Origin of the sequence: Rhizobium sp. L1K21, assembly GCF_024055895.1 — a bacterium.
In the GTDB taxonomy this organism is placed as follows: domain Bacteria; phylum Pseudomonadota; class Alphaproteobacteria; order Rhizobiales; family Rhizobiaceae; genus Ensifer_A.
The window spans coordinates 1-20,124 of record NZ_JAMXLE010000001.1; the positions used below are offsets into that span (position 1 = coordinate 1).

Consider the following 20,124-nt stretch of genomic DNA (forward strand, 5'->3'; position numbering starts at 1 on the left):
CCAAAAAGTTGAAGACTTTTTGGATAAGCTACATGTCAAAAACTGGAAAAGATATCTTCTCATTCACAATCCCCCTCTCAAGAGGGATCACGAAAAACGACGCATTCGCGGCGTTCGTCATTTAAAGGCTCAATACGCCTCTTTTGATTTTGAAACCCGATCACTATATAATGGGAAGCAAAATCAAGCCCTCGTAACACCGAGGAAAAACAATAACGCGGGGTGGAGCAGCCCCCGGCGAACCGCAGAAGCCAAAGGCTTCGAGGACCGCCAAACAAAAAACACCGGGCGGAAACAAACGGTGCGCGTGGCAATAAACCACAAATGCTCACATATAACGCGGGGTGGAGCAGCCCCCGGCGACCCACAGAAGCCAAAGGCTTCGAGGACCGCCAAACAAAAGCACCGGGCAGAAACAAACGGTGCGCGTGGCAATAAACCACAAATGCTCACATATAACGCGGGGTGGAGCAGCCCGGTAGCTCGTCAGGCTCATAACCTGAAGGCCGCAGGTTCAAATCCTGCCCCCGCAACCAACGAGACTTGCAAATCAACCCACGCAAGTCGTTTCTGAGAAAGCTCCTCCGCGTAAGCGTCGAGGAGCTTTCGTTTTTCTGCGTTGGACAGGCGTCTTCCGTCATTCTGCCTCGCCATGAAATCGTAGTGCTTCTGCGCCAAGAACTGCTTCTCCAAGATCGTCGTCGCCTCCATGGCGGCGAGGATCGAGGCGATGCGGCCATGGACCTCAAGTGTTGCCGGTTTGCGGCCCGGCGCTGGGCCAATGACTACCTTCTGGATCAGTTCGCGTACCATCGACACGTAAGGCTGCTTTGTCTCGTTGTCTGCATGTTCGCGAAGGAAATAGAAGACGCTGTTGGTCACGAGTTCGATGACCTCAGGTGATACTTCGCTTTGCAGCTTTTTGATCCTGCCCTCGAAATCTTCCATGTCGGACGGAACTTCGATGGCTGCCAGTTGCTGTTCCATCTCGGATCGGCGCGTCTCAAGCTCGTCGAGCATATCATCAAGAGTATGCAGGCGTGGGCGGCCTTCTGCTGCGCGTGCGCTGATCTGGCTGATGATCTGCTTTTGCTGATCTTCAAGGCCTCGCAGCTTTGAGGATAGGTCCTCACGCACATCCGGTGTTGCCAAGACATGGGCGCGAAGCTTTGCTTTTACTTCGTCGGAAATTCGGTCGAACAGGCCCAAGCCCAAAAATGCAGGCGGCAAGCAAGTCAGGACGCGATCCTCGACATCCTTCCGCTTGATGGTCTTCGCATTCGAGCAGCAGGCTCCGTCAAGTTCATCGATGGGTAAGCGCTTACAGTGATTGGAGCAGCCATAGCGGTCCTTGCCGCTCATTGCGTAGGGTCCTCCGCATTCCGCACATTCAAGGATGCCACTCAGCAAATAGGACGGTCTATGCGTTGTGTTAAGGCTGTTGCTCTTCGTGTGGCTGAAGTTCTCTGTAACAGTCATCTGGCGCTGCTTTACGCGCGTCCAAAGTTCATCCGACACGATTCTCAGCTGCGGAACTTCCGCTGAAACCCACTCTGAAGCCTCATTGGCCCTCGCTGAATCTTGCGCGATCACCAACTGAGTCCAGCTCGTCAATAAAAAGGACGGACGGCGCGTTGCTTTTTGCTCTTGCGAAATCTGATCTCATGGCTCTGAGGAGATCACCGAGATGCCCAGTCGCTTGCCATCGACTGAAGGATGTGGCGACCAACTCGACACCGCACTCTTGAGCGAGCGCGCGGGCATAGACGGTTTTGCCTACGCCAGGGGGGCCGGAAAGGACAATTCCTTTATCCACGTCACTCCAAGAAATGCTGCCAGCTGCCCAGTCTCGCAGGTCCTCGGCGAGTTCAAGGCCCCAAAGCTGTGCCGAACCATATCCATGCATAGCGCTTAGCGGCAGGGCCGCCGTTTCGGGCTTTCTTGATACTTGAGATTCAGTGACGGCCAAGAGCCGTCGCAGGATGTTGTCGACAGACCGGCCAGGTCGTAATACTGACCATACAAGCTCAAGTGGATAGGCCAGAATATCCTGGGCCTGTGCCTCGGTGAGGTTCAGGTTTAGCACAACGCGACAGGCTGCTCGCAAGTCCCGCGCCGAAATTGGGCACAGGTCGATGATCACATCAGCCGCAAGCTTGATCATCGGGGTGATGGCATCGCGGTCTTCGGCAAGTGCCAACAGCTTCTTCGTCCTCTGGTGTTCGGAAGCAAAATCCCCGTCGAGCTTCTCCTGGCGGGTCCGCTGATGAATATAGAAATAGTTGGCCTCCTTCGTGTCCCACGTGAGCGGCTTCGAGTGGAGGATGTCGGTGACCGAGCGCTTGTAGTCTTCCGGATCATGCCCGGTTGGGAGAATGATGACAACGAAGCCATTTGGGGCTTGAAGGAATGAAGTTTGCTGCCGCAATGATCTTTTAAGGCAGCAATGAAAGACAAAGTTTTGCACTGATTGGAGATGGCGGGGCTTCTGAACATGGTTGTCGTTCCACATGATAGTTTCCTGTCTGCGGCAATGGCCGCGAAGAATTGGTCAGAAAGGCCACCCGGTTTGGCCGGGTTGCGATAACTTGGGAAAACTTTGGTGACGTGGGTACCACCTGTGTCGGGGCTACAAGCGCCGGACACAGGTGAGAATTGCCGCTGAAAACCTCAGTGTACGGGTGGAGCATCGGGCCGGAAAAGTCCGACCGTCACCGTGCGGACACGTGGCTTCTCAATCACCACATTGCGCTGCAATCTTAAGCGCTTGTCCTGAAGGGTTGGGGCTTCGCATGGCGTCGCAGTGTCGACCGGTTTGCATGCTTCACTGGTCCCCCCTTCCGAAATGCTGCGAATTGCCTCCATCCAGACATTCGAGATGCCACGTCGGTACGCCGACATCGCCGATTGCGCCATGATCCCGGCTCCTGGTACACCGGTCAGATGATCCAGCATTTGCAGCGGCCAGATTCCGTCTGAGGTGTCGTTGTCGGTCTTTGATCCATCGATGATGGCGATGGAAACATGTCGGACGGCGAGACGGCTATGGTCACGCCAAAGGATGTCGGGGAGCGCGAGGCCTGCTGCCTGCATCCGGCCCTGAAGCTCGGTGAGCTTGGAGCCGCCCAGGTAACTCGTGATTGACCTTTTTACGTCGATAACGACGGCCTGCTGTGACGATCTGTTCGCGAGGACAAGGTCGGGATAATATGAGCGTTTAGCTCGGCCTTCAGGATCAAGTGTCAAGGCACCAACCTGCGCCGTCTTGTTGGCCTCGATGATTGCCAGCGCACTATCCAGGATTGGAAGCTTGATTCCACTCAAAACCGCCATATTGGGATTGCGACGCGCCAGGGCGATCACAACGGCTTCCAGCAGGTGGCCTTCATCGACTGCAATGCTGCGGCCGAGGGAGGCGAGCCCTTCAGAATCGCCACTGACAGCGAGACGAGTGGCTTCCTGGTGCATCGTCCGTTCGATAGCCTCTTGCACGAGCAGGTGAATGTCGCCCGGGATCGGTGTGGAGGCAGACGCGCGGAATTGTTCGGCCAACCGGCCGCTCTTCAAAAGTCTTGTCATGGAAAAGTCCTTGTTCAGAAAATCAGCAGAAAGGGACGGCGGCAACGCACGCGGTCGTCGCGAGCGAAACGAACGAGCTGATCCGGAAACCGGCCGGTTCCGAACGGTGGTATCGTTCAGTTCGTGCTGATGGATGAAACAAGGTAGGGATTGCGGGGATTGCTCCGCGCAAGAAAAAGGCATTATGGGTCATGGTAGCCCGATTCCTTCTTACCAAGGTTGAGGGTCAGGTCCTCGTCAGTGTTAGCCGCACTGGCGGGGGCCGCTTATTGTGCACTTGGCACAAGTCATAGGTAAGGACATGCAATGCTGTTCTTCAATGCCTTTATTTTCGAAAAGAAAAACGTGGTTAATTTTTACGAATTCTCCCCTCTATGCTGCGGACATTGATGGCATATTTATTCGTGGCTGGTCTAACAACAAAAAATATCATTTGAACACCTTAGCAATGCTTGCCGCGAGGTTGCTGGACCTGACATCAATGACACACACTTCTGCCTCCTGATATTGTGCATCGTACACTCGTCAAAGCAGTTCACTTCCTTTATTGCACGGAATTAGATTGGCGTACCTTTGACTGACGTGAGTCCGACTTAGCTTGACACTAAGAACCTCAATCCATTGAATCGAAACCGGGCCAGACTTTTCAGACTGGCCCGGCGAAAAGGTCTCAGTGGAGAAGCGCTTCGGCCTGATCCAAGGCTTTTCGTGCTTCAGCCAAAGCGTTCAAAGCTACGGCGACGTCTCTTGCGGCCAGGTATGGGCCAGGCGGCGGGAGAGCGCTCAAAGGTGCTGCAGTGACTGAGGAGAATTTTTGCCCACTGGCAATCTCGCCAATTCGTCCACCGTTAACCCCAAACCAGGCTGCGATGTCATGTTGACGATCTCCTCGGACGAGCATTCCCTTGACAATAGCCGCGTCTTTTTCCGTAAGCGTTATCCCGCTTGAAGGTGCTCTACCAGTCATATTCAAGCCCCCCCCTTACGCAGCCGCTTTTTCTTTGATGAGTGCCTTTTCGCACTCACCAACCATGAACGAATACGATGTCTCGTTCTTTGCGACCTTCTGTGGATCGAAACTTGCCATCTCGACCGGCATCTTGAATGCACCCGCCAAAGGACGAAGGTAACGATCAAGGAAGGCTTCTGGATCGGTCGTCCATGTAACTTTGCCGTCTTCGACCTTCATTAGAGCTTTCAAGCCATAAAGAACCGGCAAGACGAAGCCATCGGGAACGCCATATTCGCCTTCGTTTGAATAGAAAGGTGATGCAAAGGTTTTGCCTTCACGGTATTTGATGGCCTTGATCCTACCGAATTTGCCGTTCGTTTCCTTATTGTAGGCATCACCCAGTTCAAGGAAGACCTTGTCATAAAGCTTCGGCAGAACTGCCAGAATATCGAATGCGCTTCCGATGGCCGTGTTGTGCATTTCATAAAGCGGCCCATTCGTCGGCTTCGATACGTCCGAATGCTCCATAAGTTTATCGAACAGCTTCGAAAGTTCGCCCTTGTTTCGATAAATATTCTGCGGCAGGACCGTGAAATTGAGTTCGGTGCCCGCGTCAGACTTCTTAGGCAACAGACCCGCCTCGTTGAGTACCGTAAGCGGGATCCATGCCAGCGCGATCAAATCGCGGACCTTGATCGGTCGGGCGTCGTCGCTTTCCCATTCATTGCTCTTCCACTCGATACGTTCGGCAAGATCCCGAGGCAGGCGCTTTCGGATCTCCTCGTAGAAGCCGCGCTGATTTGCCTTGGCCTCAGTCGTCAACTGAGCATTATTGTTTCGTGCCGCGCAGATGTCCATGAGCGCCATGGTAAACTCCTGGACGGCTTCGTCATCATCCATGTCGGAAGGCACTAGCAGCTCCACAGGAACCTTGAATTGAAATTCATCCTTGCGAGCCTTTACCGCCGCCCCATGTTCGTCCCATGCTTTCTTGAGATCCTCCCAGAGCTTGATCTTTTTGAGATCCTTGTCGGGCATGACATGACTCAGGAGGAAGGTCCCCAGGGCCAGCATGTTGTGCCCGCCGTCAAGCAGACCCTCATACGCCGGGTTGTTAAAGTTCAACTCAAAGCGGTTGCGCTGGAGTTCAATATAATCCGAGCTTCCCAGCAAGATGCCTTTCGTCTTGAACTGAAAGAGCTTTGGCGCTTCAGTGACGCTTTCGATGATGTCTTTGGTAACCTGGTTGGCCTTTGCCGAACGTGGGTTAGCATCCAGCGTTGCATCGTCGAACAAGCTCAGCATGTTGCGGGCCTGCACGAAGCCGATGATACGCTTGATTGGCCCGTCAGCCTGCTCAGCCGCCTGGTCAAAACGAATAATTGTTTTGTATGGATTAGTAGTGATCATTTGGTTCTCCTATTCGATCTGGAGAACCGGTCCTGTCATAACAGGATTGGAGGGTTTGATCAGATACAACAGCTTCCAGCTTGATCCAACGCGCGCCATCCGGCGAAATGACAAATCCGGTTCCGTTTCCACGTGCCCGTCCGGGCGTTAAGACTGCCATCCGGCAGCCGCTTCCTTCCAGAAGCAACTATAAGATGTGAACAACTCCACGATTTGTCAAGTGATGCTAGAACTTTTTTCTCTCAGCTTCGGATGACGACGTATTCGTCACCATTTTTCTGAACTCTGACCACTCTCACACCCAATGTGTTTGCCAGTGAGTAGAATCTCTCTGAGAAATTACCTTCAATGACCAGAAAAACGTCGATGTCTTTCTGGAAACCCCTTGCTGAAATTTCAGCACTCATGACTGCTTGATACTTCACAACTTGGAACAAGCCGCGCACGAGGTCCGCTTCCGACGATATTGCGGATTTCACCTCAACCGCTGTCCAAGTCCGTTTCCCCGAAAAGGAAACGTCCAGGCAATCCCCTGATGCCAAAGAAACTTCCGTATCGGCCTTGCCAGGGGATCTTATGGAAAGAAGGTCGGGATTTTTTTTAACATACATCTTGAGACGAAAATGATCCTCACTCTCTCCACCTCCGCCAAAACTCTGTGCAGCGCATACCAGTGGTTCGAAATTGTCCTCAACGGGCTTCAAGCCAAGAGCGGACAGTACCTTGTCCCAATCCCGGTATGCATAAACCTCGAACTGAATCGCCTTGAAAAGCTCGCGCCGCTGCTGCTTCGTAAGCTTGTGATAGTTTGCCTTTGAGTTCTTGATGAAACCGCCGATGCCGTCGCCCGGCAGCCCTTGCTGCTGATTGATGACGAGGGACTGAATCATCGGAACGTCTTGTTTCCATTCCTTGCTCAGTGCCTTGATCGACCGGCCGATGCTTCCTAGCGGATAATTCAGATTGCGCGGGTTAGTCATGCCTAGTTCATTGGCGAGGCGCTCGTAATATATCGGCTCGCCCGCTTTTGCTTGCCGAACAAGAATGGGAAGCGCGGCCCGAGCCCGAGCATGATAGAGCTTGTTACCATTCAACTGTGTCGCAGCGTTCGCAGTCTCCCGCCTGGGCAAATGATGTCTCCCGGAACTATCGGATCACAGGTCTGAAAATGCTTGAGGGTGCAATCAAGCTCGGTGCAGTGATCCCTTCCGCGATGTTTGACATGCGAAGGCGATACCCCTTCAGCATCCAGGCCTCCAGATCGGCTTCCGTCTTAATACGCTGATAGTCTTGCTCGAATCGTGTCGGCGAAACAACGTACATGCCATCTTCATGCACATGCGGGTACAACAATTTACCTTTGCCAGCGCCCCGCGCTACGAAGGCGTGAAACCCGTCAGTATTTTGGGGCTTGGTCAATCAATCCGCCTCCATAATCTCGATGAACTTTTCCCATTTCATTTTCGCACCAGTCTGCTTCTTGCCTTTGTACCATTCCAATCCCGTCTTCGTGACTTTGCATCGACCAAGATAGGTCTTTCCGTCCGGTGAGTAGACAGACAGCGCCATCCCGGAATTCTTGACAGCCAAATCAAGTCCGAATTCTACAATTGAAACTTTCATTTGCTCTCTCCTGTTTGAGATGATTGAAAAGCGTCGGGCCAGCCTCCATGGTCCTCGATAACCTTATCGATTTCGGCCATTATGCGACGGGTTTCGGTGAGCGCGACGACAATTCGGCAGTAATGGATAATATCCTCGTCGGTTAGAACGCGGCCCGGTGAGGGTTTCTTTCCGCCTCTAGCGGCGCGGTCCTTTAGCCATTTTTCACACACCTGATAGCCGCCGACATGGAGTTCCCAGGTTGCCTTCGGCACATCCTCGAACCAGCGCGATGAATTGATCATCACCTTGCCCTTCTCGTACTTTGGATACCCCGTTTCGACGCGAGGCACGCCTGTGCCGTTGAAGGTGATCGACGGATCGAACTTTTCCGGATCTTCGAGCCGCTTCTTTTTTTCGCGCTCAGTCAAATCGTCGGGTTTGAGAAGATGCAACGCAACCAGTTCTGCACCGAGCGCAACCAAGGCTTTGAACAGCTTTCCACTGCCGGGCGTAGGGATTCGCGGGAAATCTGATTTCAAGAATTCAACATAGCGCGTGCGGTAGGAGGGCGCGTGAAGTACGGCGTAGATCCAGTCGAACAGGTCGCGCGGGCCAAAGGTTTTGGTAAGATCTCCACGCGCGTACCCTGCTGCCGGGTCGAGCGGTGGTTGTTCCCTCTTTTCTCGCAGAATTCCGTCCTGGTAAATTAGCTCTACACTGGTCGCAACCCTAAGCGCCCAATTTCTATCAATATTTGGACGGCGAAAGCTCTCAACGGTGTCTTCCACCAACATTAAGGGAAAGACACTATTCGCATCGTAGGCACCAAGTGACTTGTGGCCAGTAAGCCATTGCGTAGCCTGTATATCCCATTGATCTTTTGTTTGTCTTGTTAGAACAAGTCCCAGGTTGTTTCCCGGCAAAAGCTGCTTCATCACCGGAGTGGCGGCAGAAAAAACCAACGCGCTATGGTAGAAAATTGTTCTCAGGTCGAAAGGTCTATACAAGAATGGTTGGAAGAATGGACCTAATTCCTTCACCGCAGCTACGTCACTCCTTGCTTTTCTGAGGTTCCAGCCTTTTTTCGCCGATACTTGAAAAGCCTCACACGCCTCAAGGTCGCTCAAATCAGGGCTTACGAATCCAGTAATCAGTGGCTGAATCTCTTCCAATTCAAAGCCAACAACTAGGCTGTCCCTGCTGGTTTTGATGCCCATTGAGTAAAGTCCGAACAGATCTGATGCTAAAGGCCAGCTTTCATAAGCGGAGTTCGTCGATGACGGAGCAAAGAGGTACAGTGGTGATATTGGCTGGACAGTCTGGTATTTGCCAATTCTACTTCTTCCTCCCAGAAGACAGGAGTATTTCGAGTCATCCCCATCCGTTCTTGGCCCCCAAATATCGTAGCGCTTTATGGTATTGTTTGTTGCTTTCGCATATTGGACCGCGATAGATACGCAAACCCCCTGAGCGATATCGAAGACATTTTCGTCACTCCTGCCGTCTGGGGATGCCTCTCGCTTGGTGGAGTTTCCGTGTAGGTCAAATATTTCAATGCTACTAAACTGCTTTAAGATATTTTGCCGAACCCCTCTGAAGGTTGCGCCGTCCAAGAATCCGTGGTTTGTGATCAAACCAATTATACCAAAGCCGCTCGTTGATATTTTTTCTTGAGAAAGACTCAAAAATTTTATGTAATCATCCTGTAGATTCTTTTCCAACTGAAGAGAATTTCTTTCTACAATCTTTTTTCCGTCGCAGTATTTGTATTTATCAACCCATGACCGCGCGGATGAGGACAGGTTCTGTGACTGGATTGAATATGGAGGGTTTCCAACAATAATAGTTACTTTTGTTCCGGCCTTGGCATTGTTAGCAGCCTGTGCCTCATGAGCCAACGCCTCGGCCATGAAGATAAATTCCATGTCGAGATCGCGGGCCGGTTCCAGAGCATTTGTGAGGAAGATACGAGCGCGCTCATTAGACTCGAACTTGTAGCCAGTCTCTGAAAGTTTCAGCCCCACCTTCATATGCGCGATGGAATAGGGTGCCATCATCAATTCAAAGGCTGTGAGGCGTGGCAGCAAATGCTTTGGCACATACGCGTTCCAGGCCAAGGCAATTTCGGCACTGCTTTTGCCTTCGCTTTTCCAGTGCTCCAACATACGCTTGTTGATGAGATCGATGACCTCTACCAGAAAGGTGCCTGTACCCGTTGCGGGGTCAAGTATCTGCACGAAAGGTTGGTTTGGATCCAAATTCGCGGGGACGATTATTTTTTTGTTTGCTGCCGCCAATTCGCCCCAAGTCGTAGTGTCGGCGAGACCCAGCGGGAGACCGAATTCTTCCCGCAGTATCTCGTCCACGGCGCGCACAATGAAATTAACCACCGGACGAGGTGTATAAAAAACACCTCGCTGCATACGTTTTTGTGGGTCGTATTCCTTCAGAAACAGCTCGTAGAAGTGAATGACCGGGTCTTCCTTTGGATTTCGGTCACCGAAATCGCGCAGAACAGCTTCCATATTCGCCTTGTTCAGCATGTCGACAACGTCGCGTACGCCGAGTTCGTCGAAATCCATTCCTCGCCGTTTATCGCGACCGCCCAGTTTCAGGAAGCTCTCAAACAGTTCTTTCAGGAAAGGATTTGTCTTTGGCACCATGTCCGCCATGTTGTCGGCGACGAGATCGGCTCCAGGGCGGGATATGCGCGCAGCCAACATTCCGTAGCAGATCGTCTGGGCGAACATGTCGGCGAAGCCATCCTGGTCGAGATCATGAATCAGGTTCTTTCGAAATGCCTCCAGCATGGTGCGCATTTGGCCCTTGTCACTTTCGGCACCCAGAAGTTCCTTGGCGCGCGCTCGAATCTCCGTAGCGAGTGCGGCGAGCCGAATTGCCAGATCCTGTGAGGTCCTGATCGTCTCGTTGGGACGCAGCTCGAAGGCGGAGGACCAATTTGTGCGCCAGGCTTTCTGATCTGCAGGATCATCAGGCCAGCGGAACTTCTCGCTCAGCGTCTTTCCAACATGCTCGTTGTGCAGCTTGGTATCCTTGGCGTTCCAGCCAAGCACCTTCATAACCGGTAGGTCGTTTGTCGCCTCGCCGTCGGAAAAGTGGATGAAGGCAAGTTCTCGCTCGCCTGATTTTCCGAAACTGGTCGCAAAGATGAGGTCGTGCTTGTCCCATGCTTGTCGCTCGGCGGCCTGCATCCCAGCGCGTTTCTTGACAACAAGGCTGCGCAGGATTCGGCGCAGCACTGTGACCGAGATTGCCTTGTCCTCGAAGGAGATAAAAAAAATGCCCCACGGCTGGTTTGTCGCCAAGGGACGCAGCTGATTGATCTCGCGGATTTTCGCGGTTTCCTCCGGCTTCAATCCAAGTTCACGTGCCTCGTACTCGAAAGTGAGGTCTTCCAGATCGTAGCCGTTTATCGGCCAGTCGAGTTTGTTCTCCAGGATTTCGATCAGCTTCGGAAAGCTGTTCACTCGTGCGAGTTCCGCCGCTGTAATGTCGCCCATGTGCCCCGTCTTCCTTAGTTCAATTCCATCCAGGCCTTCAGCACCGGGCCGACGCCGACTGGTGCCTGCACTTTGCGAAGGAAAGTTCTGGCGATGTGCTTCTCAACGACTGCGCGGACATCCGACAATTGAAGTTGTTCCATTTCAACTTTACGCGGTGTTTCCGGTGTGGAACGGACGGCATCGATGATGCGTGGCGCATCCTCGATGATCTCCTTGCTGACAATGTCATAGAGATACCACTGCACGTCACCTGCTTCCGTGGTCCAGATGTCTTCGCCTGATTGATCGCTCACCGCCTTGTCATATGCGGGCCGCGCATAGCAAAAGAACACGGCCCGAGTTCCCGGCTTTATGTTCTCCTTGCCAGAGAAAATGCCGTTTGGGAAACCGTTCAGCGTTTCTCCGAGGTCGGGGTACTCTTTGAGAAGATCCTGCCATTCAAGATGCATTTGTTCGTCTGGACTTTTCTGCCCCTCATACTGCGCCTCGAAGTTTTTGAGATCTTCATAGTCGTCATCCTCGCGCAGCAGCTTGCCATGCTCGATGCCAAGCGTTTTTGAAATGCGGAGCGTCTTGTGTGCGACCTTGCCGTAGAGGCGCAACAGGTCATCTAGGTCATCCGGCGGAAGGAAGTTCCAATAGGCTACCGTACCGCGCAGATCCTTTTGGTCCGGATGATCTTTGACTATCTTCGCCTCGATCACCGCGTTCATACGCCGGTCGACACGACCTATTCGCTGCATGAGGCGGACAGGGTTCCAGTGCAGATCGTAGTTTATGAGCCGGGTTGCGTCCTGAAGGTTCAAGCCTTCCGAGAGGACGTCCGTTGAGATCAGGACTCGTATTTCCTTGTCACCCTGTTCCTTGCTGGAACTTTCATTGTAGTATGGTGCAAAACGTTGAATGATTTTCGCGCGGTCGCCCTTGGTGCCGCTGTCGATCTGCTCGACGCCGTCTATTCCGGACTTTCTAAGTTGATCGGCCAGATATCGAGCCGTGTCGCCGAATTCCGTGAAAATCAGGACTTTGTGCTTTGCCAGAACTGGATCTTTGGTCAGGAGCTGGACAAGCTTCTTTAGCTTTAGATCCTGGCTCGGCTTGAATTTTTCCAATTCGTAGAGGAAATCGGCAATCTGTTCGAGGTCAGCCAGTGAGTCCGTGATGATCTCGTCGACCTTGAAGTCGTCACGATCCAGCTTTTCAACGGCCTCCATAAGTTCGGGTGAAACAAGGTCTTCGTCTGCTTCCGGGTCCAGCAAATCCTTCTGAGGCTGATATCCGAGCAGCTTGGCGTGCTTCCGTTTCCAACGCTCAAGCTGGGCCTTTTCGTGATCGGATTCGCAGTGGATTTCGAGCCAAGCCAGAAGCTTCAGAAGCAACCGCCAGCAGGATTGCCGGAAAGCCTCAGCCGAACTCTCGAAGCGTTTTAGGAAACTGGTCCGGATCAATGCCACAACCTGCTTCAGTCGGCCACGCTCAAGTGCGGTCGCCACATACTCGGTATCACCTTTGTAATAGGCGTATGGGTTATAGATTCCGAGAACGAAAAGTGGATCCTTCTTGTGGAAGGCCGTTGCCACGATGTCGAGCAGTTTGCCATAGGTTTGGCGAACAGAATATTCCGCTACTGTTGGCTTGCGGGGCTGTGGAAACATGACCTCCCCATCGCCTTCGCGTTTCATGCTCTCTTTCACATAGTTGCGGCTACGTTGAACGACCAAGGCATCGAACAACGGGTCGGATTGAAGTCGCGATGAAACGTCCGCTGTGGTCAGTTCCAGCTCCGGATCGTCTGTGCGGCCATAGATCTCATTTTCGATTTGCTTCTCAAGCTGGCGGATATATCCGGGCAGTGAGTGAATACCGAGCGTGCCTCCGGCAAAATGGTCTGCCTGGTGACGGGAAAAAAACTCCACCATATGTTGAAAGTCGGTCAGCCGGTTGTTGATCGGGGTTGCCGTAAGCAGGAATACTTGCTTGCCCTCGGCCAGATCATACAGACGCCAATAGCGTGACTTTCGGGCCTCGCCCTCTTCGCCACGAATGCCCGTATTTCGGAAATGGTGCGCTTCGTCGACGATGATGACGTCAGCCTCTTCGGCGACGCGATCAAGTTCGTCTTGCATCTTTTCCCGCATGAGATCGGTATGGCTAAAGATCTTCAACCGACTATAGCCTTTGAAGACATCGGGGAGGCGATTGCGCAATTCCCTTTCCCAGACTGGCTCCTTGGCTGCTTTTGGAACGAATAGCGCAACGTTCTTCTTGTCATGAACTGCAAAGCGCTCGATTAGCATGAGACCGATAAAGGTTTTGCCGAGACCTACTCCATCGCACAAGAAAGCGCCGCCGTATTTTTCGGCGCGCTTGAGGAGCCCTCCATACCCGTCGGTCTGGTATTTGGCCAATACGGGGAATATTCGAGAACTGCGCTTTTCCCACTCTCCGGCAGTTTCTTCATGTCCCAGGAAATACTGCTGAAGTGAGCGAGCATAGGTTTCAAACGGCTTATAGGGTCGCGTATGACGTTCTGCGACCTGAAGAATTTCTGGAGTTATGTCTTCAGCCTCAGCCCAATGCTCGTCGTACCACTCCTGCAGGACGGCAACCGGCGTTCCGGCAACCTGGACATTCAACTCTACGTTTTGAGTTAGACCCGGCAACGTGAAGTTGGAGGAGCCCACCAATGCGAACGATCCAATCACTTCTTTTCGGGCATGCGTGATGTAGGTTTTCGCGTGAAATTTGTCCTTGCGATAGACGCGGCATTCGATTTTCCCCGTCCGCAAGGCTTTGACGATAGCCTCTACTCCATCGAGAAAATGGTTCTTTGTCTTCGTATGCTCAATACTTTTGTTCAAGCGGTCCGAAACATTCGCCAAGGCTTTCTCAAAGGCGCGTTTTGTGCGCTTGGATACCTCGTCACCCATGAGAACACGAATCTTATCAAGCTTCTCCCATTCCCCATCCAGCTCCAGCAATGCGCCTATTTCGAAGAAGCCCGAAGCGATATCGAATTGCTTTGAGAACTCACACCAGTCGCGCAGATACCTGGATGCCTTGAAATCCTCATCGCTGTTGTCGACGATAAACAACTCGCTTCCGACTTTGCGACTTGAACGCTTAGGCACAGTTCCCCCCTCAATTCCTATCAGTTGCGAATCTTGGCCACACGTTAGGAGAACGTGTAGAGATCTACAATCATAGATTTTCGAGAAGCCATGGCTTGCAAATTTACCACTGTAGCCAAATCGCAGCGCAACGATTCTTCAGCCAATTAGAATGGCGTAGTGATGAAATCAGCGTAGATTTTCGCTTCGCCATTACATCATGGATCGCCATAAGCCTCTGCGATATCATGTAAGCTCATTGCACCACCCATTTCACGAGAAAAAACGAATGATGGAAAACGTTCGACGTTCCGCTTGTCTATTCTTGATTTTCGAACCGAGAAACAACCTTCTCCGACATGCCGGCCCAACCTTTCTGCAGCCAGAAAGACGGCTCTGATCATGCCCATGTTTGTGAGCCGGCCAGTCAAGGCGATTCGAGATTTCTCATGACCCCACCTTTCGCATGCTCGCAAAAGATCTTGAAAGAATAGCGATGCATCGTCGCTACAGCCAGGGCAATACTTCTGACCTTCTAATTCGCTCACACTATGGGGTGTTTTTGATGCAGGAATATCGGCGTTATCCCAGCCAAAGTCGCAGATGATGAGGTCGAAAGACCTATCCGATGACAAAGACCGATAGTCGCCAACTAGCGTTTCTATTCGGTCGCCTTCCGGAATTGTTTTCATCAAGTTTGATTGTTGGTCGACACCACATAATACCACTTCAGCGTCAAGCGCTCGCAAATATCTGAGCAAGAAGCCTGCACCGCAGCCCATCTCCACTATCGATTTTGGGTTGTGCGTCTCCACAACATTCGCAAACCATTCAAGCGAAGTCGCGACCCTTTCTCTGTCATGCGAGAAGAGCAAACTGGCTTGCTTTTCAGATTTCGGCAACGCATAGAGCGAGCGCTCTGTGGTTGCACCAGTTCGCAACAGGGACCAAGTTGCCTCCACTTCTTGACGTCCCGACGCCTCAAAGCTTTTCAGAAACGCCTTGTCCAAGGCCGCCGGGCTTTTTTCGAAATCGAAACCGATCTTTTTCAAGAACCCACGCGGTAGAAACGTCGTCATTTTACTCTGCTCTCCTTTTCTCTTTGGCGGGCACATGCACAACAATTCTTTGTCAGCGGTGATGCTGTCATCGATAGCCGAAACTAGCAAAACGGTTGGTAACTTCATCAAAAGTTAGACGAAACCACGCTTCATCCTCTTCCCAGTCAGCAACAGCGCGTTCGTAGTTGCGCCTATACCTGCGCATGTCCGCAAGCATTCTTAAATGTTGGCTTATCGCGACAAAACGCTTTCGTGTCGCAGGGTTACCCCAATTTCGATACTTGCCTTCAAACTCGCTCGGTATTTCGATTTGCAGGCATACTCTCAGACGGCGTTGCCGGTCCCAGGATGCAAGTCCGTTCGTCTTGCCGACGCGATAGCCGACGTATGCGAGCGGCGAATGTTCTTCGCCAAGGAAATTTCCTGCGCTGAGATATTCCCGCATTGTCCGTTGAATGTCGGGCGGGATTGCTTTTCCCAAAATCTCATTTCGCTGGGCTTCAACCTCCTGCTTTTTTCTGGCTTCATCGGCTAGCCGTTGAGCACGCGCTTGTGGATCCTCGCGTTTGCTCCATTCTCGCCAAAAGTACCAAGCGATCAGCAGCAGCAGAAGCAGCAGTATCAGGAAGACCGGAACATCATTGTGGTTTTTCATCAAATTTCCATGGTTTCAGCTTTGCTCGTATTCCTATCTTTCTGATTTCTTTGCAAGGTCGCCTGATTCCGTTGACAGCCACGGCTCACCAATGTTTGTAAGAGCGGTCGATTCGGGTCAAGTATTTGGACGGCTCGCTGAACTTGCGGATTTAAGACGAACGGTGCAGAAGACTATTGGGCTGGGGGCACAGTTCAAGTCGGAAGTAACTTCCGCTTTGGGGCCGGAAGGGCAATGGCGGCTCTTCGCTACGGGGTCACGTGAAAAGCTGGCACAATTGCTCTCGCGCTTGTAAGTGGACAACGCCTCTTCAGCCTTATTGCGAAGGTAGTCAGCCTACGAGCCGCCCTGCAAGATTTTATTGGCGGGCTCACGATAGAGTTGAGATTTCCACTAGCATCGCGATTGTATAGAAAGCCGCTTCGACGGCACGCTTCATCAGGTATTGATAGGTGATAAGACTGAAAGCATTTCCAAAGTTGGACTCCGAAGCCCAGCGAACACTTGAATGGCCTTGTCACACGTTGCTTGCCTAAAGTTACGCTGCCCGTCGCAACTCTGTTATTTTCTGAAATTCGGCCAAGATGTCAGGATGGAATTGCGCCAGGTGTCGCACAATACGCGCATTGCCAAGCAAACGTGTCAGATAGCCCACGGACAGGACTAGATCGAGATGATCGGCCCCGTAGTCATTTTCGATGGCCCTGAAATCCCGGTCGAGTGAGGCGGCCTCCTGCTCCATCAGGCTTATTTGCTCTTCACTCAGGTTACCAATCCGTTTCTTCGGCCTGACCAACATGGAATCGGGCGTCGCAGCCACCAACGACTTCGCATAAGTGATCGTATATTTGTTCATCGCCACCATGAGCTGGGAGGCTTCGATCTGCCGCATCGGCTTCATCTTCTTCAGTTCGCCCATAGTGTTGAGCGGAACGTGCTTTTCTTTCAATAGCTCGACTGCTTCCGGGCAAATTCCTTCAAGCAGACTCTTTTTGTGTCGAATGCTGGAAATATTGACGTTGAGGGCCCGGGCCAGACGCTCTTCCGGAACGCCTTTCTCGATGGCCTTCAAGATCATCTTGTGCTCCTGAATTGTGGCCAGGCGGCTGATCCGACGATTGTAGGTATAGGCCTCATCTTCCGTCGCAACGAGGCAAACGACCTCCTTGACGCCCGTCTTGGCAAGCACGTCCAGCCGAATGTGTCCGTCCAGAAGATGGAATTTGTCCGGCTCTTGATGATCACGAATGACAACAGGCGGCTCGATGATGCCAACCTCGCCAATCGATGCCGCGATTTGCGCATATTTCACGGACTTCAGTGCGGAGGCCGACAGCTCTTTCAGCGGCATGATTTCTGTAATCGGGATGCGCAGACTCGTGCTCTCGAAAGACAGCGGGACAAGGGGCGACGATCCGCTCGGGCTCATCTGGGCGACCCCTCCTGTCCCGTTATTCGTGCCGCCAGGCCCTCCGGTACCGATGAAAGGCATTCCTCCGCCAGGATGCTCGAAAACTGATGATCTTGCATAAGCTTACGGACGGCCTGTGTAATGAATGTCAGTCTCGCTTTTGCCGCCTCCGCCCGGCGAATAAGAATGCGCTTGCGGTCAACATCTTTCTGAAATGCCTTGAGCAAACTCTCCGACGACATTGCATGCTGCCGGGATTTTCCATTCAACCTGATCGTTTTTCCCTGCTGACGCCGTTGTTCGACAAGGCGCTTTGCGGCCATCAGCTTCTTTCCGCGCAACAGTCTCTTTTCATAAGCGGATTGAAGCGCGAACTGGATATCGTGATCAGGCGTTTCCGCGATTTCCAAAGCGACACTGAACGGAATTTGTCCCGTTTCGACGGTCCGTAGAAGGCGCTCCTCTCCCTTTTCCAGAAGCCGTATGACTGCATGCACATATTCGGGAGAGAGACCGGTCATCCGGGCAATCTTGGAGATGCTATGGCCGCGCTTCTTCATTTCGCCGATATCGTAAAGGAGATCGACGGCCCGGTGCTGCCGCCTGGCGCAATTTTCAACCAGGCTGGCAACGAGGCAGTCTTCTGTGTTCGCATTCACCACCAAAGCCGGGACTTCCTCCTGACCAAGGGCCTGGAAGGCTTCGAGGCGACCTTGCCCACATACGAGATCATAGAATGGTCCGCCAGCTTCCATTCGGCGCGTTACGGTGATCGGCCGCTTCAAACCGATCTGACCGATATTCGATACGATTTCCTTGAAATGCTTTTTGTTGCGGAGACGAGGATTGACCACTGTTATGCGAGCAATCGGAATCATTTCCACTTTCTGAGCCGGAACTGCAACCATTACGCCACCTCCAAAATCGATCTTCGGGACGCCATCTGATAAAATCTGGAAAGGTCATCGAACCTGTAGGCGTCCAGAGACAGTCCATTGAATTCGCAGAGCCGAAGAACCGCCTCCTGCATGTCCAGCAGGGGCAGCAGATAGTAGTCGTAGGCTTCCGAATTGCCTGGGGCCATTCTCACAACAACCGTGATGTCTGGCCGCAATGCTGTATCCAGGCGCACCTTCCATCGCAGCGAGCCGCTTGTCGTCTGGATACACCGGACGATGACGATTGAAGCCGTGAACTCGTCGTTGATTGTCAGCAGGTCATTTTCGGCGGATTGTTTGGCCGCACCGCCAGCAGCTTTGATGCCGCCCATAATTTCCGAAAGAAGATCGGGGTACATCCGGCGCAGAGCCCGATTGATTTCGAGGTAACGATAGTCGTGATCCGGCACAAATCCGACGAGGGCGTATGCACGCAGAAGGCTGCCAAAACGATGGGAATAGGAGCTGCTTGAAGGGCAGTCGTCAGCCTCATCGATGACAAGGCCTGAAAGGTATCCCCGCTTTTCCAGGATCGCCGCCAGCTTCTGCAACATTGCTTCGTCCGAAAGGCGCTGATCTCTCGCGGCAATTATCGACTGGGCAAGGTTGAAGACATCGAGATCAACGATGCCGGTGAAGGCACCATTTGCCCTTATCCAATCTTCTTCTGGATTGGCGACATGGTCTTTCTTCAATTTGAACGACGTTCGGCCCCACACGTTGTTGCCGACGTATTTTTCGTTGATCAAAATCTGATGGATTGTTCCACGTGTCCATGGGCGGTCCCAATCGGTGGAAATGCCCTCGCCATTCAGGATTTTCGCAATCTCGGCCTCCTGGACCTTTTGATTGACGAAAAGCTCGTAAATCCTTTTGACGATGCGGATTTCCTTTTCCGGTCCCGGAACCAGAATGACACGGTCGGTCGCAATGCTCTTGTGCTCGCCCCTGGTAAGCTCTGTTTTGAAATTACCATGCTGGTCTATGAGCTGCCGCCGCAGGCCAAATCCTGGAGCGCCACCTTGTCTGTATCCGAGACGGATGAGGTTGGCCTGGCCGTTGAAGACCTTGACGGAAAGCTCGCGGCTATACTCGCCAGCCATAGCACGCTTGACGGTCTTTATGATGGAGGAGCCCATGCTGCCGTCGTTCTCAAATTGCTCGGCGCAATAATGGACCTGAATTCCTTGCCGTTTGCAGCGCAACTCGACCTCAGCGGCTTCGTCGGGGTCCTGGAAACGACCCCACCGGCTGACATCGTAAACAAGGATCGCTTTGTAATTGGCGTCACCCTGTTCGACATCGGTCAGCAGTCTTTGCAAGGCATCCCTGCCGACCAGTCGCAGACCACTTTTCCCTTCATCTGCATAGTAGCGAACGATCTCGAAGCCATTTTTCTCGGCATAGCGACGGATCGCGGCGGTCTGGTTGTCGGTCGAGTATTTCTGGTGCTCGGTGGACATCCGAACATAAGTTGCTGCCGGAATTGAGGGACGGTCAGGCGATGTTTGCTCCCCGCCTTTCTGGTTCCAATCGATCACCATCACGCATCTACATTTTTCACCGTTGTTTTTGATGGGCAAATATACTCCCAAAGGAAGGGCAACATGGTTCGTAAAACGGGCACAATTGTTCCGGCGAACGGCAGCTTGAGTCGCCAGGAATATGCGAATGCGATATCTCGTGCCTTGAAGTCTGAAGTCGGGCAGAGCGCTAGAGCGGCCAAGACAGTCATGAGATGGACCGGGGCAAGCGAACGAGCGGTCAAATACTGGTTGGCAGGTTCTCGGGCACCAAGTGGTGCACAGCTCATTCTGCTCGCTCGAAACTCAGACGCCGTACTTCAGGAATTCCTGCATTTGTGCGGTCGTGACACCTA

13 protein-coding genes, 1 tRNA gene and 1 pseudogene are annotated in these 20,124 nt (G+C 52.5%); 2 read left to right on the top strand and 13 right to left on the bottom strand.

From position 1 onward, the window contains the following. Positions 1–459 precede the first annotated feature (459 nt). Together NHF56_RS00005 and NHF56_RS00010 are read left to right on the top strand one after the other, a co-directional pair. Positions 460–536 (top strand) — tRNA-Met (locus NHF56_RS00005). Positions 537–912: 376 nt separating this feature from the next. Beyond that, a complete protein-coding gene (locus NHF56_RS00010) occupies positions 913–1,119 on the top strand; it encodes a hypothetical protein (RefSeq protein WP_252800410.1) in 207 nt (68 codons plus the stop codon). Positions 1,120–1,248: 129 nt separating this feature from the next. Here the strand turns inward: NHF56_RS00010 and NHF56_RS20970 are convergent. From NHF56_RS20970 to NHF56_RS00070, 13 genes and pseudogenes are all read right to left on the bottom strand, one after another. Continuing rightward, a pseudogene (locus NHF56_RS20970) lies at positions 1,249–1,479 on the bottom strand (recombinase family protein); the annotation flags it as partial. A gap of 82 nt (positions 1,480–1,561) precedes the next feature. Continuing rightward, positions 1,562–2,512, bottom strand: coding sequence for an AAA family ATPase (locus NHF56_RS00015; RefSeq protein ID WP_252800411.1), 951 nt, complete (start codon positions 2,510–2,512; stop codon positions 1,562–1,564). Positions 2,513–2,670: 158 nt separating this feature from the next. Next, the gene (locus NHF56_RS00020; RefSeq protein ID WP_252800412.1) at positions 2,671–3,579 is read right to left on the bottom strand and encodes a hypothetical protein; all 909 of its coding nucleotides are present in this window, start codon (positions 3,577–3,579) and stop codon (positions 2,671–2,673) included. Between the two features lie 982 nt (positions 3,580–4,561). After that, complete coding sequence (locus NHF56_RS00025) at positions 4,562–5,836, bottom strand: hypothetical protein (RefSeq protein WP_252800414.1); 1,275 nt, start codon at positions 5,834–5,836, stop codon at positions 4,562–4,564. A 347-nt stretch (positions 5,837–6,183) separates the two neighbouring features. Then, entirely contained in the window at positions 6,184–7,071 is an 888-nt protein-coding gene (locus tag NHF56_RS00030; RefSeq protein ID WP_252800416.1) for a hypothetical protein, read from the bottom strand. Positions 7,072–7,360: 289 nt separating this feature from the next. After that, positions 7,361–7,564: a hypothetical protein gene (locus tag NHF56_RS00035; protein ID WP_252800418.1), complete on the bottom strand. Its 204-nt coding sequence runs from the start codon at positions 7,562–7,564 to the stop codon at positions 7,361–7,363. Then, positions 7,561–11,067, bottom strand: a complete 3,507-nt coding sequence (locus NHF56_RS00040) for a type ISP restriction/modification enzyme (RefSeq protein ID WP_252800419.1) — start codon at positions 11,065–11,067, stop codon at positions 7,561–7,563. Before NHF56_RS00040 ends, NHF56_RS00035 begins: the two co-directional genes overlap by 4 nt. A gap of 14 nt (positions 11,068–11,081) precedes the next feature. Further along, on the bottom strand, positions 11,082–14,165 hold the full coding sequence (locus NHF56_RS00045; RefSeq protein ID WP_252800422.1) for a helicase-related protein: 3,084 nt from the start codon (positions 14,163–14,165) through the stop codon (positions 11,082–11,084). A gap of 233 nt (positions 14,166–14,398) precedes the next feature. After that, complete coding sequence (locus NHF56_RS00050; protein WP_252800424.1) at positions 14,399–15,259, bottom strand: bifunctional 2-polyprenyl-6-hydroxyphenol methylase/3-demethylubiquinol 3-O-methyltransferase UbiG; 861 nt, start codon at positions 15,257–15,259, stop codon at positions 14,399–14,401. Positions 15,260–15,326: 67 nt separating this feature from the next. After that, positions 15,327–15,896: a hypothetical protein gene (locus tag NHF56_RS00055; RefSeq protein ID WP_252800425.1), complete on the bottom strand. Its 570-nt coding sequence runs from the start codon at positions 15,894–15,896 to the stop codon at positions 15,327–15,329. Between the two features lie 538 nt (positions 15,897–16,434). After that, positions 16,435–17,325, bottom strand: coding sequence for a plasmid partitioning protein RepB C-terminal domain-containing protein (locus NHF56_RS00060; RefSeq protein ID WP_252800428.1), 891 nt, complete (start codon positions 17,323–17,325; stop codon positions 16,435–16,437). Continuing rightward, the gene (locus tag NHF56_RS00065) at positions 17,322–18,215 is read right to left on the bottom strand and encodes a plasmid partitioning protein RepB C-terminal domain-containing protein (protein ID WP_252800430.1); all 894 of its coding nucleotides are present in this window, start codon (positions 18,213–18,215) and stop codon (positions 17,322–17,324) included. Before NHF56_RS00065 ends, NHF56_RS00060 begins: the two co-directional genes overlap by 4 nt. Further along, on the bottom strand, positions 18,215–19,789 hold the full coding sequence (locus tag NHF56_RS00070; protein ID WP_252804767.1) for a recombinase family protein: 1,575 nt from the start codon (positions 19,787–19,789) through the stop codon (positions 18,215–18,217). Before NHF56_RS00070 ends, NHF56_RS00065 begins: the two co-directional genes overlap by 1 nt. Positions 19,790–20,124: the final 335 nt, after the last annotated feature.